Here is an 18,098-nt window from a genome sequence, read left to right on the forward strand (position 1 = left end):
GCGCAGCGGGTGGACATGGCTGCTGCTCGGGTGGCTGATGCTTGCCGCATCGGCCCGTGCCGAGCCCGAACCCTTGCGGGTGGAGGTGGTCAGCAGCAGCTTCGTGTTGCCTGGCAGGATCGCCCGCCTGGATGCGCTGGGCGCGCCCGCAGGGGTGCGCTTCCAGCAGCGCGTGGTGGACCCGGCGGCCACGCTGCCCGCTGACTGGCCGGCAGGCGCCGACCTGGTACTGCTGGATACGCCGCGACCGACCGATGTCGAACAGGTCATGGCGGTGGTCGACGGCCCCCTGCAGAAGGGCAAGGTGCCGTGGCTGCGCGTGGGCGGCGGTGCACCGGCCTCCGGCCACCTGCCCGCCGAGGTGGCGCGCAGGATCGCCGGTTACTACGGCAACGGTGGCGAGGCCAACATCCGCACGCTGGCGGCCTACCTGCAGGCGTGGCGCAGCGGTGCTGGGACCGACGCACTGCCACTGCCCCAGGTGCTGCCGGTCACCGGCTACAGCACGGGCGGCAGCCAGTGGCTGGACACCCCGCAGGCGTTGCAGGCGCAGTGGCAGCACCGCGATCAGGCGACGTGGCCGAAGGTGGCCGTGCTGATCTCGGGCAGCATGCTCAGTGGCATGCAGACCCAGGTGCTGGACGCGCTGATCGAGGCAGGACGCGCGCGCAGGATTGCGCTGTTCGGGGTCTGGTTCGACGCCGCCGCCGACGCCGGCCTGCAGCAGGCGCTGCGCGGCATCGAGGTGGATGCGCTGGTCAATCTGACCCATCTGCAGAACGGCAGCGCGCGTGCCACCGAGTTTTCCGCGCTGGACGTGCCGGTACTGCAGGCACTGAACCATCGGCAAAGTGATGCCGATGACTGGCGCGCGGCGACCACCGGCATCCCGATGGCCACGCTGGCGACCTTCGTCGCCGTGCCCGAAGCCTGGGGCGCCAGTGATCCGATCGTGGTCTCGGCCAATGCGCGCGGTGAACTGCAGCCGATTCCCGAACAGATCGATGCGCTGGCCGCCAAGCTGCAGCGGCTGGCCGCGCTGCGCCACACCGCCGCGGCCGACAAGCGCCTGGCGCTGCTGTTCTGGAATGCGCCGGATGGCGAACGCAACCTGTCCGCCTCGCATCTCAACGTGCCGCGCAGCATCGAGGCGCTGCTGCCACGGCTGGTACAGGCCGGGTATTCGACGCAGCCGGTGGATGAGACGACCCTGATCGAACAGCTGCAGGCGCTGCTCGGTGGTTACTACCATCCGGAGCGATTGGACGCGCTGCTCGATGTCGGGTTGGCCGATACCCTGCCGGTGGCGGACTACCGCCGCTGGCTGGCCACCCTGCCCGCTTCGCGCCGCGACGAACTGCGCGCACAGTGGGGCGATCCTGCACACCACCCCGCGGTACGCCAGCGGCACGGACAGGCCGTGTTCGTGCTGCCGCGCCTGCGCCTGGGCAACCTGCTGCTGATGCCGCAGCCGCCACGCGCGGGCCGCGTGGGCGAGGCCACCCACGATACGGCGTCGGTGCCGAGCCACTACTACCTGGCGGCGTACCTGTACCTGCGCCAGCAGTGGAAGGCCGACGCGCTGATCCACTTCGGCACCCACGGCACGCAGGAATGGACCCCGGGCAAGGATCGCGGCCTGTGGGCCGCCGATTATCCGTGGCTGGCAGTGGGCGAGCTGCCGGTGTTCTACCCGTACATCCAGGACAACGTCGGCGAGGCGATCCAGGCCAAGCGCCGTGGCCGTGCCGTGGTGGTCAGCCACCAGACTCCGCCGTTCGCACCGTCCGGGCTGTACGACGAACTGCGCGACCTGCACGCGGTGGTGCACGAACTGCAGCAGCTGGACCAGGGGCCAGTGCGTGATGCCACCGCCGCACGCCTGCGCACCCTGGCCACCGATAGTGGCATCGCCGCCGACCTGGGCTGGAGCGCGGTGGACATGCAGGCGCGCTTCGACAGCTTCCTGCCGGTGCTGCATGACCACCTTCATGAGCTGGCACGGCGCAACCTGCCGCTGGGGCTGCATACCTTCGGCCAGCCGGCCTCGCCCGAGCACCGCCTGCTGATGGTGATGCAGCAGCTGGGTCCGGACTATCTGAAAGCGCTGGGTGAGGATCCGATGGAGGCCACTGCGGTGGACTACCGGCAGATCCAACAGGGCCTCGGCTATCGCACGCTGCTGCACCATCTGCGCGAAGGTGCGCCGATCAGCAGCGTCGCCAACCCCGATCTGCGCGCAGCGCTGCAGCATGCCGTGCAACTGGATGCCGCTCTGGCCGATACGCAGGAGATCGAATCACTGCTGCACGGCCTCGCTGGCGGCTTCGTGCGGCCCGGCGCCGGCGGCGATCCGATCCGCACGCCGGAGCTGCGCAGCGGCCGCAACCTGTTTGCGTTCGAGCCGGACCGCATTCCCACCCGCGCAGCGTTCGACACTGGCGAGCTGGCCCTGCAGCAGCTGCTGCAGGCCTATCGTGGTGATCACGATGGCCAGCTGCCACGCAAGCTCGCCATCAGCCTGTGGTCGAGCGAGGCGATCCGCCATCTCGGCGTGCTGGAGGCACAGGTGCTGCACGCGCTGGGCCTGCGCCCACGCTGGGACAGTGGTGGCAAGGTAATCGCGCTGGACATCGTGCCCGACGCGGACCTGCAACGCCCGCGCATCGATGTGGTGATCCAGGCCACCAGCGTCTACCGCGACCAGTTCGATCCGTTCCTGCGACTGCTGGCTGGCGCCATCGAGCAGCTGGCGGCGATGCCGGCCTCGCCCGGCAACCCGATTGCCGGCAATGCACGGGACGTGCAGCAGCGCCTGCAGCGCGACGGCGTCCCTGCGGAGCAGGCGCAACGGCTGTCGCGCCTGCGCATCTTCAGCAATGCGCCGGGCGAATATGGCAGCGGCCTCAATCATGCCGTGCTGGCGCGCGGCGGCACGGCGGGCAAGGACGATGCGGCGCTGGCCAGCGGTTTCCTGGATCGCCTGCAGCACGGCTACGGCAGTGACGGTCAGGGCACCACCCTGCCCGGCGGCAACCTGTTCGCCGAACAGCTGCGCGGTGTGCAGGCGGCGGTGCTGTCGCGCTCCTCCAACACCCATGGTCTGCTCAGCACCGACCACCCCTTCGAGTATCTGGGCGGGCTGGCGCTGGCCGTGCGCCACCTCGATGGCGCCAGCCCGGCGCTGTACGTCTCCGACCTGCGCGAACCGGCACCGCGCACGCGCAGCACCGCACGCTTCCTCGCCGATGAGCTGCGCGCGCAGACGCTCAACCCGCAATGGATCGGTGCGATGCAGGCCGAAGGCTATGCCGGCACGCTGGAGGTACTGAAGAACGTCGACAACCTGTTCGGCTGGCAGGTGACCGCGCCAGACACCGTCCGTGCCGACCAGTGGCAGGCGGTGCATGACACCTTCGTGCGCGACAGCCGGCAGCTGGGGCTGGCGCAGTGGTTCGAGCAGCACAACGCCAGCGCGCAGGTGCAGATGATCGAGCGCCTGCAGGAAGCGATCACACGCGGCTACTGGCAACCCGATGATCGCACCCGTGCGGAGCTGCAGGCGCGGCTGCAACAGCTGCAGGCCTCGTCAGCGCCTGAACCGGCACCGCCGCAGGCACATGCCGGCTATGGGCTCGGCCGCGCGGCGGCCGCCACACCGGCATCCGCTGCTGCCGCCACCGCTGCCCAACAACCCGCCACCGTCGAACCGGCCGCCACCCCAGCGCCCAAAGTGCGAGGCCAGGTGATGCGGCGGGTACCGCCGCCGACGCCGCATTCGCCTGCCACGCACTGGGCACTCGCCGTGCTGCTGGGCCTGCTTGGCGCAGGCGCCGCGCTGCAGGCACGCCGCAACGCTCGGCGCGCCAGCCCTTCCCATTCCCCTTCCAACACGGCCTCCGCATGAACGCGCTTGAATCCACGCTCTACGATCTCTCCCACCTGTTCCTCGCTCCGGTCCTGCTGCTCATCCTGCTGTCGCTGGCCTACGCCTTCCTCAGCTTCGGCGCCTTCCTCTGGGAAGGCCTGCAGCGCCGGCGCGGCCGCCACCGGCCCGAGCTGCTGGCCTGGCAGGCCCGCCACGGTGGCAGCAGTGACGACCTGGAACTGCATATCCTCAAGCGCCTGGAAGGCCTGCGCATCGTCTCGCGCACTGCGCCGATGCTGGGCCTGGTCGCAACCATGATCCCGATGGGCCCGGCGCTGCTGGCGCTGACCCGCAGCGACGCGCAGGGCGTGGGCGAGAACATGGTGGTGGCCTTCTCGTCGGTGATCCTGGCCCTGGTCGCCGCCAGCCTGACCTATCTGGTGCTGACCGTGCGCCGGCGCTGGCTGCTGCAGGAACTGCGCATGTTCGAGCGCCTGCAGGAGGCGAACTGATGCGCTTCCTGGATGACGACGAAGCCGACGACCCGATCCTGTCGGTGGTGAACCTGATCGACCTGTTCCTGGTGGTCACCGGCATCCTGATGATCGTGATCGTGCGCAATCCGCTCAATCCGTTCACCAGCCAGGACGTGACCGTGATCGAGAACCCCGGGCAGGCCAACATGCGCATCACCGTCAAGCAGGGTGAGGAACTGACCCGCTACCAGTCCACCGGCGAGATCGGCGAAGGCGGCGGGGTCAAGGCCGGCGTGACCTATCGGTTGCCGGACGGACGCATGGTGTACGTGCCCGAGGGTGCTACCCCGGTCCAGTAGATCCACGCCATGCGTGGATGGAAGACCTAGGGTTCCTCCAGCGCCTCGAAGCGTTCGGCGAGGTAATCGATCAGTGCACGCACCGCCGGCAACAGGCCGCGCCGCGACGGGAACACCGCGTGCACGATGCCGTGCTTGGGCACCCACTCCGGCAGCACCGGCACCAGCGCACCACTGGCCAGTTCGTCGCTGATCATCATCCGCGGCAGCATCAACAGGCCCACTCCGGCTACCGCAGCGGTGCGCAGCGCGATCATGTCATCGCTGACCAGCCGCGGGCGATGGTGCACGCTGGCCAGCACGTCGTCCGGCCCAGTGTATTCCCAGACATGCTGCTGGCTGGGCGAGGCCAGATCGACGGTCGGCATCATCGCCAGGTCGGCCGGCACCTGCGGCGTGCCCAGCCGCTGCAGCAGCGCCGGACTGGCACTGGTACACCAGACCCGGCGCGCCAGCACGCGCACCACCAGGTCGCTGTCCTCCAGTGGCGGCGGCCGCACCCGGATCGCCACGTCCACGCCCTCGCCCACCACGTCCACGCGCCGGTTGGTGGCGTCCAGCTGCACCGTCACCTGCGGGTGCAGGGCGAGGAAGTCGGCCAGCATCGTGCCGATGCGTGCATGCAGGATCGCGATCGGGCACGCCAGGCGGATCGTGCCGCGCGGCTCCGCACGTGACATCGCAATCGCTTCTTCGGCCGCCTCGGCCTCGACCAGCATTGCCTTGCAATGGCGGTAGTAGTCCTGGCCGACCTCGGTGACCGAAAAACGCCGGGTCGAGCGCTGGATCAGGCGCACGCCCAGTCGTTCCTCCAGCAGCGCGATGCGCCGGCTCAGTTTCGACTTGGGCATGGCCAGCGCCCGGCCGGCCTGCGAGAAGCCGCCGTGCTCGACCACCATGGCGAAGTAGAACAGGTCGTTGAGGTCACAACGGCGGATATCTGCGATGAACACGGGGAGATCTCCTGCGGCCCATGGCCTGCGACCATTGTTCACCAGATAGGACTATGACGGCAAATATTGGCGTCTACCGGCCTTATTGTCGCGGCGATATCGTCTTCGCAACGAAGAACAGCGGCCGGCAACCCCGGCCAGGAGATCGCCATGAAGCGCGTCACCGGTACCTACAGCGCCCCCCGCCCGCACTGGGTGGGCGACGGATTCCCCGCCCGCTCGATGTTTTCCTACAACACCCACGGCCAGCACCTGAGCCCGTTCCTGCTGCTGGACTATGCCGGCCCTTACAACTTCCCCCCCAGCGACACCCCGCGTGGCGTCGGCCAGCATCCGCATCGCGGATTCGAGACCGTCACCATCGTCTATGAGGGCGAGGTTGCCCACCGCGATTCGACCGGGGCCGGCGGCACCATCGGCCCGGGTGACGTGCAGTGGATGACGGCTGCCTCCGGCATCCTCCACGAGGAATTCCACACGCCGGAGTTCAGCAAGCGGGGCGGCACGCTGGACATGGTCCAGCTGTGGGTGAACCTGCCGGCGCAGGACAAGATGGGTGCACCGGGCTACCAGACCCTGCTCGACGCACAGATCCCCTCGGTTGAACTGCCTGAAGGCGCCGGCCGCGTGCGTGTCATCGCCGGTCGCTTCGACGGCCACGCCGGACCGGCGCGTACCCACACGCCGATGGATGTCTGGGACATCCGCCTGCTGCAGGGCCACCACGCCGAACTGCCGGTGGCCGATGGCCGCACGCTGGCGCTGGTGGTGCTGAAGGGCACGGTGCGGATCAACGGCGGCCAGCCGGTCGGCGAAGCACAGCTGGTCACCTTCGACCGCAGCGGCGAGGACGTGTTCGTCGACGCCGACAGCGACGCCACCGTGCTGCTGCTCAGCGGTGAACCGATCGACGAGCCGGTGGTGGGCTATGGCCCGTTCGTGATGAACAGCCAGGCCGAGATCGCGCAGGCGGTCAACGACTTCAACAGCGGCCGTTTCGGCCAGATCGCGCACTGATCATTTCAATGCGGCGGGCACCGGCCCGCCGCACCTTCCGGGCCATCGCCCACCTTCTCCAGGAGACTGACCATGAGTACCCCCGCCAACTTCAACGGTGCCCGCCCGGTGATCGATCCGGACAACGCCGCGATGCTGCTGATCGACCATCAGAGCGGCCTGTTCCAGACCATCGGTGACATGCCGTTCACCAGCGTGCGCGCCCACGCCACCGCACTTGCCAGGATGGCCACGCTGGCAAAGATGCCGGTGATCACCACCGCCTCTGTTCCGCAGGGCCCGAACGGCCCGTTGATCCCGGAGATCCACGATGCGGCCCCGCATGCCCAGTACGTGGCGCGCAAGGGTGAGATCAACGCCTGGGACAACCCGGAATTCGTTGCCGCGGTGAAGGCCACCGGCCGCAAGCAGCTGATCATTGCCGGCACCATCACCAGCGTGTGCATGGCCTTCCCGTCGATCGCCGCCGTTGCCGATGGCTTCCAGGTGTTCGCGGTCATCGACGCGTCGGGTACCTACTCGAAGATGGCCGAAGAGATCACCCTGGCCCGCGTGGTCCAGGCCGGCGTGGTGCCGATGGACACCGCCGCAGTGGCCTCGGAGATCCAGCGCACCTGGAACCGCGACGATGCCCAGCAGTGGGCCGAGGTCTACACGAAGATCTTCCCGAACTACCAGCTGCTGATCGAAAGCTACCTGAAGGCGCAGGACGTGCAGAAGAACCACGAACAGCTGGATTCGCAGCGCAGCTGAGCTGCCCCGGTTGCCAGCCGATCCTCGGCACTCCCCGAACAGGAGACCCACCATGTCCAGTGAACCGATCCGCGACCCGGCCAGCGATCATCTGCTGACCCCGCAGAATTCCGCCTTCATCATCATCGACTACCAGCCGGTGCAGGTGAACTCCATCGCCTCGATGGACCGCCAGCTGCTGGTCAACAACATCGTCGGCACCGCCAAGGCCGCGGTGGCCTATGGTCTGCCAATCGTGCATTCGACGGTGAACGTCAAAACCGGCCTGAACAAGCCGCCGATTCCGCAGCTGCGCAAGGTGCTGGGTGACTACCCCACCTACGACCGCACCACCATCAACGCCTGGGAGGACGTCGAGTTCCGCAGGGCGGTGGAAGCCACCGGGCGCCGCAAGCTGATCATGACCGCGCTGTGGACCGAGGCCTGCCTGACCTTCCCGGCCCTGGATGCGTTGAAGGAAGGCTATGAGGTGTATGTGGTGGTTGACGCCGTCGGCGGCACTTCGCTGGCGGCGCACGATGCAGCACTGCGCCGCATCGAACAGGCTGGCGGCCAGCTGATCAGCGTGCCGCAGCTGTTCTGCGAACTGCAGCGCGACTGGGCCCGTTCGGAAACGGTGCCGGCCTTCATGAACCTCTTCATTGAAACCGGTGGTACGGCGGGCATCCAGTTCTCGTACGATCGTACCGAGTGATTGCGTGGCGGCGCCGGCCCTGGCTGGCGCCGCCGTTGGGATTGGTCGAGCATGGCTCGACACTACAGACAGATGGAGAACGCGATGGCCTACGCACGCATTGTTTCGACCGCCGACAACTACCTGCACCACATCAGCAATGGCACATTCGCTGTGGCTGCGGACGAGCCCGCCTCGCTGGGCGGCCAGGGCAAGGGTTTCGCACCGTTCGACCTGTACCTGGCCTCGCTGGCGGCGTGCACCGCCATTACCCTGCGCATGTATGCGCAGCGCAAGGGTTGGGAACTGGGCGAGTTCCATGCCGAGCTGCGCTCGGAACGTGACGAGGATGGACGCTTCCACGTGCACCGCGTGCTGCATGCAAGCGCCGCGCTGAGCGACGCGCAGTGGCAGCGACTGCTGGAGGTAGTGGAAAAGACCCCGGTGACCCTGGTGATGCGCGAAGGTGCGCGCATCACCAGTGAACGTGGGAGTGCAGCGTAACCCCATCCACGCATGGCGTGGATCTACATAAGGCTCAACGCCGTGAATGCAGCACGGTGCGCTGACGCATGGCGTTGAATTCCTGCTCCACCTGCTGGATATCCTCGGCCTGGAAACCGGCCGCATCCAGCAGCTGGTCGGCGGCGGCGGCCGCCAGCGGATCATCGTCACGCTGGCGCCAGCAGCGCGCCGGCAGGAAATAGCCCACTTCGCTGCGCCCGCGCATGATCACCACCGGCCGGCCTGCATACAGCAGGAATTCGGCCAGGTGCTGGCGCAGGCCTTCCACGGAAACATAGGCGGGTCCAACGCCCAGCATCTGGCTGGACGGTTCGGGACTCTCGAACAGCTTGCGACGGCTCATCCACTCCTCCTTTTGAACAACGCGTGGTCTCCTTTCCTTAGACGGGCGCATCGCTGCGCCCCCGCCACGCACTACGTGATCCGCATCACGCCCGCCACTCAGAACCCGGTGTTGAACTCCAGCTGGAAGACATCGATCGACAGCGGCGCGCCGGACACTTCCCTGGCCGCCATCCACTTGCCGCTGATCCAGCTGCGTGCGTCCAGCGCGTAGGCGCCGCCCACGTAGTAGCCGCGGGCGTTGGTGCCACCGAGGTGGAAGTTCGGATCGTTGTAGGCATCCGGCAGCGCATCGGCCTCGATGTGCTTGTAGCCCAGCAGCGCCTGCCACTGGCCCTTCTCCTTCAGGTCGGTGGCACCGAAGGTGGCCTGCACCATCCATGCGGTGTCGCCGCTGCGGAAGGTATCGATGCCGACGGTATCGCCGGCGCCGTAGTTGTTGACGATGCCGTTCTGGGCGCGACTGAACATGGCCTGCTTGTCGTAGGCCAGGTTGCGGATGTAATCGCCGTCCAGGCGCAGACCGATGCCCTGCGCCAGCTGTGTATCCCAGCGCAGGTTGAGCGTGGCCAGGCGGAATGCCGAAGCCAGGCCAACATACTGCGGCGTCGGCGTACCGGCCGGGTCCTCCGGATTGCGCGCGATGTTGCGGATCAGCATCAGCGTGTTGCCCTTCTGCATGAACGCCGGACGCGACCAGTCGGTGTCGCACCCCACTGCACCCGAATACAGCGAGCACGTTGAGGACAGCCGGCCGCTGATGTTCTTGAAATCGTAGTAGGCCAGTGCGGCACGCAACGCATTGTCATCGTTGAAGCGCCAGTTCACGCCCACCTGGGCGCCGGACAGCCACTTGTTCTCGTTCGGGGTCTTGACCTTGCTCTGGCTCGGCGAACTGTCGGAGGTGTACTCCAGCGGCACAACCGCGAGGTTGCCGAACAGGTCGAGGTCCCCCCCGTTGAAGTCGTACTTCAGGTTGGCGGCCAGGCCATCGAAGTTGAGGTCGTTGGAGAACAGCGTGTCGCTGGTCCAGAACGGATTGCCGAAGCGGCCACCACGCACCGTCACCCAGTCGGCCGGGCTGTAGGCCAGCCAGGCCTGGTCCAGCCACACGTCCTTCTTGCTCAGGCCGCCACCCAATTGTTCGGTGGTCGACACCGGGCCATTGCTGCTGCCGCTGGCCAGGCGCACGCCGGCCGTGGTGTGCTGGCCAATGGTGGCCTCGATGCCCAGGCGGGCACGGATGCGCCACAGGTTGCGGCGGTCCTGGCGGGTGTTCAGCAGCGGCGGCAACTGCAGGTTGGTGTTGGTGTTGGTGTCGAAGCCGTTGCCGGAATTGATCGACGCCCAGTTGCTCACGATGTCGCTGTTGCGTTCGGAGAAGAAGCGCGACTCGCTGCGCACGCGCATGTCACCGGTGACCTTGATGCGCTTGGTCCATTCGGCCACTTCGTTCGGTGCCGCCCAGCCTTCGGACTTGGCCTGCGCCATCACGTCCTGGCGCACCTCGTCACGGATGCCGTCGCGCACGCTCTGCGGCACGTAGGGCACACGCACGTCTCCGGCTTCCAGGGCCACGCCACCACTGGCGGTCGAGGGCGCGGCGGCTGTACTGCGCTGGGCGGCCGCTGCTTCGGCCTCGGCCTGCACCAGCAATGCCTGGCCGTCTTCGGGTTTCAGTGCACCGCTGGCGATCAGGCCCTTGATCAGCTTGACCATGGTGGTTTCGGCGGCCATCGCACCGGCCGGGGCGGCCAGGCTGAGCAGCACGGCGCAGCACAGCAGCGCCCGTCGGGCCGGCCGCGGGCGGCGGGAGTCGGTTCGTGCGCGGACGTGGTCGTTCATCACGGTTCTCATCGAAAGAAGGGAAATCACGGAGGTCGGGAATCAGGCCCCGGGCCGGCGGCCCTGGATCAGCACGCGAGCGGGAAAATCGAGCGACGGCGGCGGTGCCTGGTCGACCTTGCCGATGCGACGCAATGCATCGAGCACGGCCGCGTCGGCCTCCTCGTTGCCACTGCCGCGCACCAGCTCGACCTTTTCCAGGCGGCCATCGTTGGACAGCCACACATTCACCTGCAGCTGGAACGCCAGGCGCTTGACCTTGTCGTCGCGCGAGATCGCCTGCTGCATCAGGTAGCCGAGGTAGCGCCCATAGGTGGCATTGCCGGCGCCACCACGGCCAACGCCGGACGAACCTCCACCACTGCCGGACTGGATACCGAAGTTGTCACCACCGGCCTGCGCATCGGCGTTCATCGTCACCGGATCGGCATTGTCCGGCGTCGGCGTCGGCTCTTCGGCCGGCGTCGGCTGATCCAGCGGCTCCGGTTCGGGCATCGTCTCTTCAGGCGGTGTTTCCGGTTCCGGCGGCTTCTCCGGCGGCGGCGGTGGCGGCGGAGGGGGCGGCGGCAGTGCCAGCATCGGCGGCTGCACCACCGGCCGACGGGTGCTGGCAGTGTCCTTGAACAGCATCCACCACACGGCGATGCCGAGCACCAGCAACGCGGCCAGCACCAGCGCGACGGTCACCAGCAACGGGCGACCGCGCATGCCGGGCTCCGGCCGAGGGGGTTGATGGGCCGTCATGCCTCAGCCCTGCGCCTTGCCGGTGACCAGGCCGACCTGGGCCAGCTCCAGCCGCCGCAGCAGGTCCAGTACCTCGACCACGCGGGCGTACTGCACCTGCGCATCACCACGCACGATCACCGGGAAATCCGGCGTGGTCGCGCGCTCGGTGCGCAGGCGGTCTTCCAGTTCGGCCATCGTCACCGGGTAGGCATCCAGGAACACCTGTCCACTGGGGTCGATGGTGATCGCCTTGGTCTTCGGCTTCTCCAGCGCGACGCTGTTGCTGGCCTTCGGCAGATTGACCTCGATGCCGGGGATGGAGGCGTTGCTGGTCAGGATGAAGATCACCAGCACCACCAGCAGCACGTCGACGAAGGGCGTCACGTTGATGCCCTTCTCGCGCTTCTTGATGCCGAACTTCGCCTTCTGGCCCATGGCGCGCCCCTCAGCCCTGGACCGCGGCCGGGCCGCGCCCGTCCTGCTCTTCGGCCAGGCGCGCAGCGAACTCGTCGATGAACACGGCCATGTCGGCGCCGATCGCTTCGGCGCGTGCGCCCAGGTAGTTGTAGCCGAACAGCGCCGGGATCGCGACGCCGAGGCCGGCTGCGGTACACAGCAGCGCCGCGGCCATGCCCGGCGCCACCGAGTTGATGTCCACCGCGCCAGCCATCGCCGCCACCACGAACACCAGCATGATGCCGATCACGGTACCGAACAGGCCCACGTACGGCGCGCCTTCGATGGTGGTCGACAGCCAGTTCATCCGCCGCGCCATCGCTTCCTGCTCGCGCACCATCACCGCATCCATCGAAGCGCGGATCGCCGCAATGGTGGCGCCACTGAGATAACCACTATTGCCGTCGCGCTGGTGGCGCTGCTGCATTTCATCGATCGCCACCTGGTAGATGCGCCACAGCGAACCGTCGTGCATCGCGCTGGGTGCCTTGCCCTGGCGGTCCATGTCGGACAGGGTGCGCAGCGGCACACCGGACAGCTTGCCGAAGCTCTCGGTGAACACTGCATTGGCCTTGCTGGTACGGCCGAAGTGCCGCCCCTTGGCAATCATGATCGCCCACGACAGCAGCATCATCAGGCCGAGGATGGCGACCACCACCCAGGCGTCGAACGGCATCGCCTTGAGGATGAAGGCGAAGTGGCTCTGCCCGGCGGATTGCTCGTCAGCGCCGTAGCTGATCAGGCGCGAGTCGGCGCCCTGGGCGGTGGCATCGGCCAGCAACAGTGCCGCCGGTCGTGCCACGCGCGAGATACGCAGCTCGTCCAGCGCGCCCTCGAAATTGGCGAGCGGCTGCACCGCGCCCGGCGCATCGGCGCCCACCACCGGGGCGGTGGTCAGCGCCGGCAGCTCGCCGCTCAGCTGGGCAACTACGCGCCCATTGAGGTACAGCCGCAACGCGCCCTTCTCTGCAGTCAGTGCAACGTGCGCCCACTGCCCTTCCGGAATCGGCTGCGCCGGCGTGCTGCGCTGGCCATTGAGCTGGACGAACGGCACCCGGTTCTCGATGCCCAGCACCAGTTCGGACGCACCGTCACGACGCGCATAGATCGCCTGCGCAGCGTTGTTGCTGCCCGGCTTGATCCAGGCCGAAACGGTGAGCGGCGTGCCCGCTTCCTGTGCAAGCGATGCACTGGCCGGCAGCGGCAGCGGGCCTGCACCCAACTGAACGCCGCGGCCGATCACCGAACCTTCAGACGGCGGTGCCACGGCACCGGCGTTGTTGCCATAGGCGGTGGTGTCGCGTGCCGGCGCATTGGCCTCGGCGAAGTGGTAGACCAGCGTGTAGTCTGGATCGAACACCTGCTGGCCGTTGCCGGTGGCCGGGGCCTTTTCGTTGCCGTAGTACATCCAGATCATCTGCGGTGCCGCAGCGCTGACCGCCGGCAGGTCCACCCAGACCAGCGCGAGGCCAAGCTTGGGATCAAACTGTTCGATCTGGTGGGCCAGCACGGTGCGACCATCACCCGAGACAAAGCGCAGGTCGTTGCCCGCGTCCTGGGTACCGTCGAAACCGAAGTTGCCGGTATGCAGGCGCAGCAGCAGCGGCGTGCGGCCCGGGTCACCGGCCAGGCCCGCGCCCTGCGGGCCGGCATCGACGGTGATCGGCTTGCGGTACTTCCATTCGGCCTGCCACCAATTGGCATCGGCCGCAGCGGCCGGCAGCGCAACCAGCGCGGCCAGCAGCAACAACATTCGGGAAAGCAAACGGTCCATGCGAAGGGTCTCCGGAGAACGCATGTTCAAGGGAAGGGTCAGTAACTGGTGCTGATGTTGAAGTGCAGGCGCGGGTCGTCCTTGCGCGTGACCGGGCCATCGGCATAGGGCCAGGCGTAGTCCAGGCGCAGTTGCAGGTGTTCGCCCAGGCGCAGCTGCGCGCCCAGGCCGACCGAGGCCAGGTTGTACTTGTCACGCTGCTCGGGCAGCGGCTGACGCAGGCGCAGGTAGGCTGCGTCGGCAAAGCTGTAGACACGCAGGTCGGTGCCGCTCCACAGCGACCATGCCGGGGTGCGCCATTCCAGGCTGGCCAGGCCGCCGTAGTCGCCGATCGCTTCGGCCGACAGATAGCCGCGCACGGTATACATGCCACCGGCGGCGAACTGCTCGGCCGACACCAGCGGCGCATCGGTCAGCTGCAGCGAGCCACGCGCATACCACTGCCAGTCATTGCCAAAGGTGTGGGTGTTGGCCACGTCGGCCTTGAACGCGACGAAACTGGGGTCTGCCCAGTAGCGCTTCTGCCCGAACCCGATGGCATCACTGCCATAGCCGAACAGCCGACGGGTACCGGCCACCAGCTGGGTGTTGATGCTCAACTGATCCTGCTCGCCCTGGCGCACACCGACGAAGGCCAGCGTGATCGGCGCGTACTTCAGCGGCGTCTTCAGGTTGTCCTTGCCCATCCAGGTGTCCTCCTCGGTGTCCTTGAAATCCACACCGAGGCTGAACTGGCGCCACCATTGGCTGCTGCCGGCCACGCGATAATTCAGCTTGACGCCGATCGAATGGCCGTTGCCGATCACGTTGGTGCCGCTGCCGGCGCCGCCCTGCCCGCCCGCGTTCAGCACACGGCTGTCGGACTTGTAGCCGGAGGCTTCCAGGCTCCACGGCGTGCCTTCGAACGGCATCGTGTACGAGGCCGAGAACACCTTGGCCTGCTTTGTATCTTCGGGCGCCAGGTACACGCCGATGTTGGCGCTGTGCCCGCGCTTCCACAGGTTGTCGTAGGCCAGCGATGCACTCAGGCGCAGCTTCTCGGTGTCGGCGCTGTGGTCGTTGTTGAGTGACGCGCTGGCACGCCACGGCGACTTCTCTTCGACCTGCAGGTCCACATCCATGGTGCCCGGCACCTGACCCTCCCGCACCAGCGGCATGACCTGGCGTCGTCCGCCCTCATTCAGCGCGGTCAGTTCCTTCTGCGCCTGGTCGAAGTCCGGCACCTTGCCCTCGGCAAGTGCCGGCACGCGTTCGCGGATGCGTTCGGGCGATTCGTGCTTCGTGCCCACGACCCGCAGCTGTCCGATCGGCGTCTGCTGCACCTTCAGCAGCACCACGCCACCACTGACCTGCTGCTCGGGCAGCTCGACGTAGACCGACTGGTAGCCGGCCTGCTGGTACAGCGCATTGACAGCATCGCGTGCCTTCTCGACATCGGCCAGGGTCTTGCCCGGGCCCAGGAAGGGCTCCACCGCGCGTTCGATCTGGCGCGGATCGAGCACGGTGTTGCCGCGCACGATGTATTCATTGATGTTCACGCTGGGCGCAGGCGCCGCCTCCTGCGCGAACAGCGGCAGCGGCAGCGCCACCAGGGCCAGCACCAGCGGATGCAGGCGCAGCGGAAGGCAGACGGCTCGGCACGGAACAGGAGTCATCGAAGGCATCGCGTCGTATCGAAGGGAATGGCCAGGGAGCGGCGCGTGGGTCTACCAACAGGACGTGTACGTCGCGTCAAAGCCGCCAACAGTTTTGTGACAGCACTGTCATCTTTTGACAGCGCCGCAACGCCAGCAGGCGGACCCTGCCTTCGCCACACGTCTTCATTGCAGAACGTCGATTGCTGCGGGAGATTCAAGATGCGTGAATCCTTGCGGGCGGGCCTGCGCGCCGCCCTCGCGCTTGCGCCACTACTGGCGTTGTTCCCGGTTCGTGCCGACGAGGCGAAGAAACAGGAGGACGCCGCGCCCTGCATCGAAGTACAGGTCAATGGCGAGCGCATTCCGGCCTGGGACTGCCTGCAGCGCAAGTTGGCGCCGGCATCGAAAGCGGCGAAGTCACCGGCATTGCCGGAGGCCGAACGGCTGATGCGGCAACCGGGCAACCAGCTGATGCAGTACAACCTGGAAGGCACGCGACAGCGCATGGGCGATGCCTTTGGTCGTTCGGTGGTACCGCAGCGACCGGCGCGATGAGCCTGCGCGACCGTAGAGCCGAGCCCGCGCTCGGCAGGATTCCATAGCGTCGAGTCATGCTCGACTGTTCTTCCAGATGCAGCCGAGCGTCGGCGCGGCTCTACGGGGCAGCCGGCACGATGCCATCGGTCGGCACCGGTGGCAGCTCGGGCACCGGCAGGCTGCGCGATTGCCCGGCCTGGTTCAGTTCCACCGCACTGGCACTGATGCTGGCCAGCACCGTGCAGGGTCCGAGGCGTTGGCCTGGCGCATACGCCTCCGCGGGCCGGCCGTCTACCGACAGCAACGCCAGCGGCGCGTGTTCACCGGCCAGTACACCGAGCACCACCACCTCGGTCTGCACCGCCCCGGGGGACAGCAGCCGTACCAGCGGCAGGCTGGCCACTGCATCGAACATCGGCCGTACCGGCGCCTCGGCTTTCGCCTCGCTGGCCGCGGCCGCTGGCGCCACCGCAGACAGGGTGACACCCCAGTAGGTCACCACGGCCAGCAGCAGCGTCGCCGCCAGCAGGGTCAACATTCGATTGCGATCCCAGCGCCTGCCATCCATGTTCCGCACCACCGCCACGTTCGTGTCCGCCTACGCTAGCAGCTGTGGCTGACGCTTTTGTTTCATCATGCAGGCCTACGCTGGCAGGTATCGACCCGGACAGGAGGCAACGTCGATGCAGCGCGTGCCGCGTGGTTTCACCCTGCTGGAACTGATGGTGGTGCTGGTGATCATCGGCATCTGCACGGCCGGGATCGGGCTGGGCCTGGGCAGCCTGCTCGACCCGAGCCGGCAGCTGCGACAGGAAGCCGAGCGGTTGGCGCAGCGCCTGCAGGTGGCGCGCGATGAGGCGCGCATCGATGGTCGCACCCTGCGTTGGCAGGCCGACGCCAACGGCTATCGTTTCAGCCGCCTCGAGGGCAACCGCTGGGTGGCCGTTGAACGCGATGATCTGCTACGTCCGCAGAAGTGGCAGGCAACGGGCATCGCGGTGCAGCCCGCCAACCCCATCGAGCTGAGCCCGGAGTGGATCGGTATCGCCTGGGAGCTTGGATTGTCGCTGGATGGCCGCAAACTGCGTCTTCGTGATGATGGCAGCGGACAGTTGCAGGTCGTGCAATGAAGCAGGCGGCACGCGGTTTCACCCTGATCGAAGTGCTCATCGCGCTGGCGATCGTGTCGATTGCACTGGCGGCGGTGATGCGCTCGGTGGCGGTGGCGACCGACGATCAGTCGCGGCTGCGGGATCGCCGCCTGGCATTGATGTGTGCGCAGGACCGATGGCAGGAACTGCGCCTGAGCGGACAGGCACCGCAGGATGCGCGGCAGCGCTGCGTGCAGGGGCGCAGCAGCTTCCTGGTGCTTCAGCATCTGGGCACAGGCAACGACGGGCAGCCACAGCTGGAACTGAGCGTGGTTGCCGAGGACGCGCCGCGGCAGTCACTGGCGCGGATGCAGCTGCCTTGGACGGCGGTGCCGTGAAGCGTGCCGCGCACGGCTTCACCCTGATCGAGGTGATGATCGCGATCACCATCATGGGCGTACTGGCACTGATCTGCTGGCGGGCGCTCGACAGCGTGGCCAGCAGCGATCAGCGCCTGCGCCAGGCCGATGCAGAAGCCACGACAGCACTGCGCGTGCTGCAGCAGTTCCAGCGCGATATCGAGATGCGTGCCGACGACGCGCTGATGAATGGCGCAGTACGCCCCGCGGACCAGCCTCAGCGCCTGCTCCCCCCTTCACTGGTGAGCGAACGGCATACGGATGGAAGCTTCGCGCTGGAGATCACCCGCAACGTGGGCAGTGATGGCCTGCGCTGGCAACGGGTTCGCTGGTGGCGGCAAGGCAATACGCTGTGGCGGGCCAGTGGTGCGGCCACGGACCGGTATCCGCTGCCGGCGCCGGATCTGTCGAAGGGAATTGCGGTTGCGCGCGATGTGCAGCGGTTCGACGTGCGGGCGTGGCAGCCGGGTGCCGGGTGGGCGGTGTTGCCCAGCGACGACGACGTGCTGCCGGCCACCGGACTTGAGCTGCGGCTGGGGTTGCGCGATGGGCGCGGGCCCTTGAGTTACCGGCAGGTGCTGGAGCTTTAGGCATCGTTCGTGGCACCACATCCACGCATGGCGTGGATCTACTGCCGACCAGGGTCG

Annotated in this window: 19 protein-coding genes; 11 read left to right on the forward strand and 8 right to left on the reverse strand. The window is 67.5% G+C overall.

All coding sequences use genetic code 11. From position 1 onward, the window contains the following. Positions 1-37: 37 nt before the first annotated feature. Genes cobN through ACZK4H_RS12050 form a run of 3 tightly spaced genes read left to right on the forward strand, consistent with a single transcriptional unit; the run spans position 38 to position 4,703 of the window. Positions 38-3,907, forward strand: a complete 3,870-nt coding sequence (cobN, locus tag ACZK4H_RS12040) for a cobaltochelatase subunit CobN (protein ID WP_239503790.1) — start codon at positions 38-40, stop codon at positions 3,905-3,907. Further along, the gene (locus ACZK4H_RS12045) at positions 3,904-4,380 is read left to right on the forward strand and encodes a MotA/TolQ/ExbB proton channel family protein (protein ID WP_099554013.1); all 477 of its coding nucleotides are present in this window, start codon (positions 3,904-3,906) and stop codon (positions 4,378-4,380) included. The genes cobN and ACZK4H_RS12045 overlap by 4 nt, the downstream gene beginning before the upstream one ends. Then, positions 4,380-4,703 carry a DUF2149 domain-containing protein gene (locus tag ACZK4H_RS12050; RefSeq protein WP_099554015.1) on the forward strand — a complete coding sequence of 108 codons (324 nt, stop codon included), beginning with the start codon at positions 4,380-4,382 and terminating at the stop codon, positions 4,701-4,703. Before ACZK4H_RS12045 ends, ACZK4H_RS12050 begins: the two co-directional genes overlap by 1 nt. Positions 4,704-4,729: 26 nt before the next feature. Here ACZK4H_RS12050 and ACZK4H_RS12055 read toward each other — a convergent pair whose 3' ends face one another. Then, positions 4,730-5,656: a LysR family transcriptional regulator gene (locus ACZK4H_RS12055; RefSeq protein WP_099554018.1), complete on the reverse strand. Its 927-nt coding sequence runs from the start codon at positions 5,654-5,656 to the stop codon at positions 4,730-4,732. A 150-nt stretch (positions 5,657-5,806) separates the two neighbouring features. Here ACZK4H_RS12055 and ACZK4H_RS12060 point away from each other — a divergent pair, with 150 nt between their 5' ends. The 4 genes from ACZK4H_RS12060 to ACZK4H_RS12075 all read left to right on the forward strand — a co-directional run bounded on the left by ACZK4H_RS12060 (position 5,807) and on the right by ACZK4H_RS12075 (position 8,603). Continuing rightward, positions 5,807-6,673, forward strand: a complete 867-nt coding sequence (locus ACZK4H_RS12060) for a pirin family protein (protein ID WP_099554020.1) — start codon at positions 5,807-5,809, stop codon at positions 6,671-6,673. 72 nt (positions 6,674-6,745) lie between these two features. Next, positions 6,746-7,426, forward strand: a complete 681-nt coding sequence (locus ACZK4H_RS12065) for a hydrolase (protein ID WP_099554021.1) — start codon at positions 6,746-6,748, stop codon at positions 7,424-7,426. Between the two features lie 52 nt (positions 7,427-7,478). Then, positions 7,479-8,120, forward strand: coding sequence for a hydrolase (locus tag ACZK4H_RS12070; RefSeq protein ID WP_099554024.1), 642 nt, complete (start codon positions 7,479-7,481; stop codon positions 8,118-8,120). A gap of 84 nt (positions 8,121-8,204) precedes the next feature. Next, entirely contained in the window at positions 8,205-8,603 is a 399-nt protein-coding gene (locus ACZK4H_RS12075) for an OsmC family protein (RefSeq protein ID WP_099554026.1), read from the forward strand. A gap of 34 nt (positions 8,604-8,637) precedes the next feature. Here ACZK4H_RS12075 and ACZK4H_RS12080 read toward each other — a convergent pair whose 3' ends face one another. From ACZK4H_RS12080 to ACZK4H_RS12105, 6 genes are all read right to left on the reverse strand, one after another. Beyond that, entirely contained in the window at positions 8,638-8,967 is a 330-nt protein-coding gene (locus ACZK4H_RS12080; protein WP_005409871.1) for a hypothetical protein, read from the reverse strand. A 98-nt stretch (positions 8,968-9,065) separates the two neighbouring features. Further along, positions 9,066-10,811, reverse strand: a complete 1,746-nt coding sequence (locus ACZK4H_RS12085; RefSeq protein ID WP_099554028.1) for a putative porin — start codon at positions 10,809-10,811, stop codon at positions 9,066-9,068. 42 nt (positions 10,812-10,853) lie between these two features. Beyond that, positions 10,854-11,519, reverse strand: a complete 666-nt coding sequence (gene tolA / locus ACZK4H_RS12090) for a cell envelope integrity protein TolA (RefSeq protein WP_099603968.1) — start codon at positions 11,517-11,519, stop codon at positions 10,854-10,856. A 39-nt stretch (positions 11,520-11,558) separates the two neighbouring features. Beyond that, complete coding sequence (locus ACZK4H_RS12095; RefSeq protein ID WP_005409874.1) at positions 11,559-11,972, reverse strand: ExbD/TolR family protein; 414 nt, start codon at positions 11,970-11,972, stop codon at positions 11,559-11,561. A 10-nt stretch (positions 11,973-11,982) separates the two neighbouring features. Further along, positions 11,983-13,767 carry a DUF2341 domain-containing protein gene (locus tag ACZK4H_RS12100; protein ID WP_099553503.1) on the reverse strand — a complete coding sequence of 595 codons (1,785 nt, stop codon included), beginning with the start codon at positions 13,765-13,767 and terminating at the stop codon, positions 11,983-11,985. 38 nt (positions 13,768-13,805) lie between these two features. Next, positions 13,806-15,422: a ShlB/FhaC/HecB family hemolysin secretion/activation protein gene (locus tag ACZK4H_RS12105; protein WP_099553501.1), complete on the reverse strand. Its 1,617-nt coding sequence runs from the start codon at positions 15,420-15,422 to the stop codon at positions 13,806-13,808. 201 nt (positions 15,423-15,623) lie between these two features. On the opposite strand from ACZK4H_RS12105, the gene ACZK4H_RS12110 reads away from it, so the two are divergent. Further along, complete coding sequence (locus tag ACZK4H_RS12110; RefSeq protein WP_099553499.1) at positions 15,624-15,959, forward strand: hypothetical protein; 336 nt, start codon at positions 15,624-15,626, stop codon at positions 15,957-15,959. A gap of 100 nt (positions 15,960-16,059) precedes the next feature. Here ACZK4H_RS12110 and ACZK4H_RS12115 read toward each other — a convergent pair whose 3' ends face one another. Then, entirely contained in the window at positions 16,060-16,509 is a 450-nt protein-coding gene (locus tag ACZK4H_RS12115; protein ID WP_099553518.1) for a general secretion pathway protein, read from the reverse strand. 115 nt (positions 16,510-16,624) lie between these two features. On the opposite strand from ACZK4H_RS12115, the gene gspH reads away from it, so the two are divergent. From gspH to ACZK4H_RS12130, 3 genes are read left to right on the forward strand one after another with little or no spacing between them, the layout of a single operon-like run. Further along, positions 16,625-17,071, forward strand: a complete 447-nt coding sequence (gene gspH, locus ACZK4H_RS12120) for a type II secretion system minor pseudopilin GspH (protein ID WP_099553497.1) — start codon at positions 16,625-16,627, stop codon at positions 17,069-17,071. Beyond that, positions 17,068-17,430, forward strand: coding sequence for a type II secretion system minor pseudopilin GspI (gene gspI, locus ACZK4H_RS12125; RefSeq protein ID WP_099553495.1), 363 nt, complete (start codon positions 17,068-17,070; stop codon positions 17,428-17,430). Before gspH ends, gspI begins: the two co-directional genes overlap by 4 nt. Then, a complete protein-coding gene (locus ACZK4H_RS12130; protein ID WP_099553516.1) occupies positions 17,427-18,041 on the forward strand; it encodes a prepilin-type N-terminal cleavage/methylation domain-containing protein in 615 nt (204 codons plus the stop codon). Before gspI ends, ACZK4H_RS12130 begins: the two co-directional genes overlap by 4 nt. Positions 18,042-18,098: the final 57 nt, after the last annotated feature.

Source organism: Stenotrophomonas sp. 78350_Sma, assembly GCF_056482105.1.

Bases quoted from the DNA above. Each gene is read 5' to 3' on its own strand.
- ACZK4H_RS12085 (WP_099554028.1), bottom strand. From the start codon at position 10,811: ATGAACGACCACGTCCGCGCACGAACCGACTCCCGCCGCCCGCGGCCG.
- ACZK4H_RS12075 (WP_099554026.1), top strand. From the start codon at position 8,205: ATGGCCTACGCACGCATTGTTTCGACCGCCGACAACTACCTGCACCAC.
- ACZK4H_RS12110 (WP_099553499.1), top strand. From the start codon at position 15,624: ATGCGTGAATCCTTGCGGGCGGGCCTGCGCGCCGCCCTCGCGCTTGCG.
- gspH (WP_099553497.1), top strand. From the start codon at position 16,625: ATGCAGCGCGTGCCGCGTGGTTTCACCCTGCTGGAACTGATGGTGGTG.
- cobN (WP_239503790.1), top strand. From the start codon at position 38: ATGCTTGCCGCATCGGCCCGTGCCGAGCCCGAACCCTTGCGGGTGGAG.
- ACZK4H_RS12100 (WP_099553503.1), bottom strand. From the start codon at position 13,767: ATGGACCGTTTGCTTTCCCGAATGTTGTTGCTGCTGGCCGCGCTGGTT.
- ACZK4H_RS12065 (WP_099554021.1), top strand. From the start codon at position 6,746: ATGAGTACCCCCGCCAACTTCAACGGTGCCCGCCCGGTGATCGATCCG.
- ACZK4H_RS12045 (WP_099554013.1), top strand. From the start codon at position 3,904: ATGAACGCGCTTGAATCCACGCTCTACGATCTCTCCCACCTGTTCCTC.
- gspI (WP_099553495.1), top strand. From the start codon at position 17,068: ATGAAGCAGGCGGCACGCGGTTTCACCCTGATCGAAGTGCTCATCGCG.
- ACZK4H_RS12080 (WP_005409871.1), bottom strand. From the start codon at position 8,967: ATGAGCCGTCGCAAGCTGTTCGAGAGTCCCGAACCGTCCAGCCAGATG.
- ACZK4H_RS12095 (WP_005409874.1), bottom strand. From the start codon at position 11,972: ATGGGCCAGAAGGCGAAGTTCGGCATCAAGAAGCGCGAGAAGGGCATC.
- ACZK4H_RS12105 (WP_099553501.1), bottom strand. From the start codon at position 15,422: ATGACTCCTGTTCCGTGCCGAGCCGTCTGCCTTCCGCTGCGCCTGCAT.
- ACZK4H_RS12060 (WP_099554020.1), top strand. From the start codon at position 5,807: ATGAAGCGCGTCACCGGTACCTACAGCGCCCCCCGCCCGCACTGGGTG.
- ACZK4H_RS12050 (WP_099554015.1), top strand. From the start codon at position 4,380: ATGCGCTTCCTGGATGACGACGAAGCCGACGACCCGATCCTGTCGGTG.
- tolA (WP_099603968.1), bottom strand. From the start codon at position 11,519: ATGCGCGGTCGCCCGTTGCTGGTGACCGTCGCGCTGGTGCTGGCCGCG.
- ACZK4H_RS12115 (WP_099553518.1), bottom strand. From the start codon at position 16,509: ATGGATGGCAGGCGCTGGGATCGCAATCGAATGTTGACCCTGCTGGCG.
- ACZK4H_RS12070 (WP_099554024.1), top strand. From the start codon at position 7,479: ATGTCCAGTGAACCGATCCGCGACCCGGCCAGCGATCATCTGCTGACC.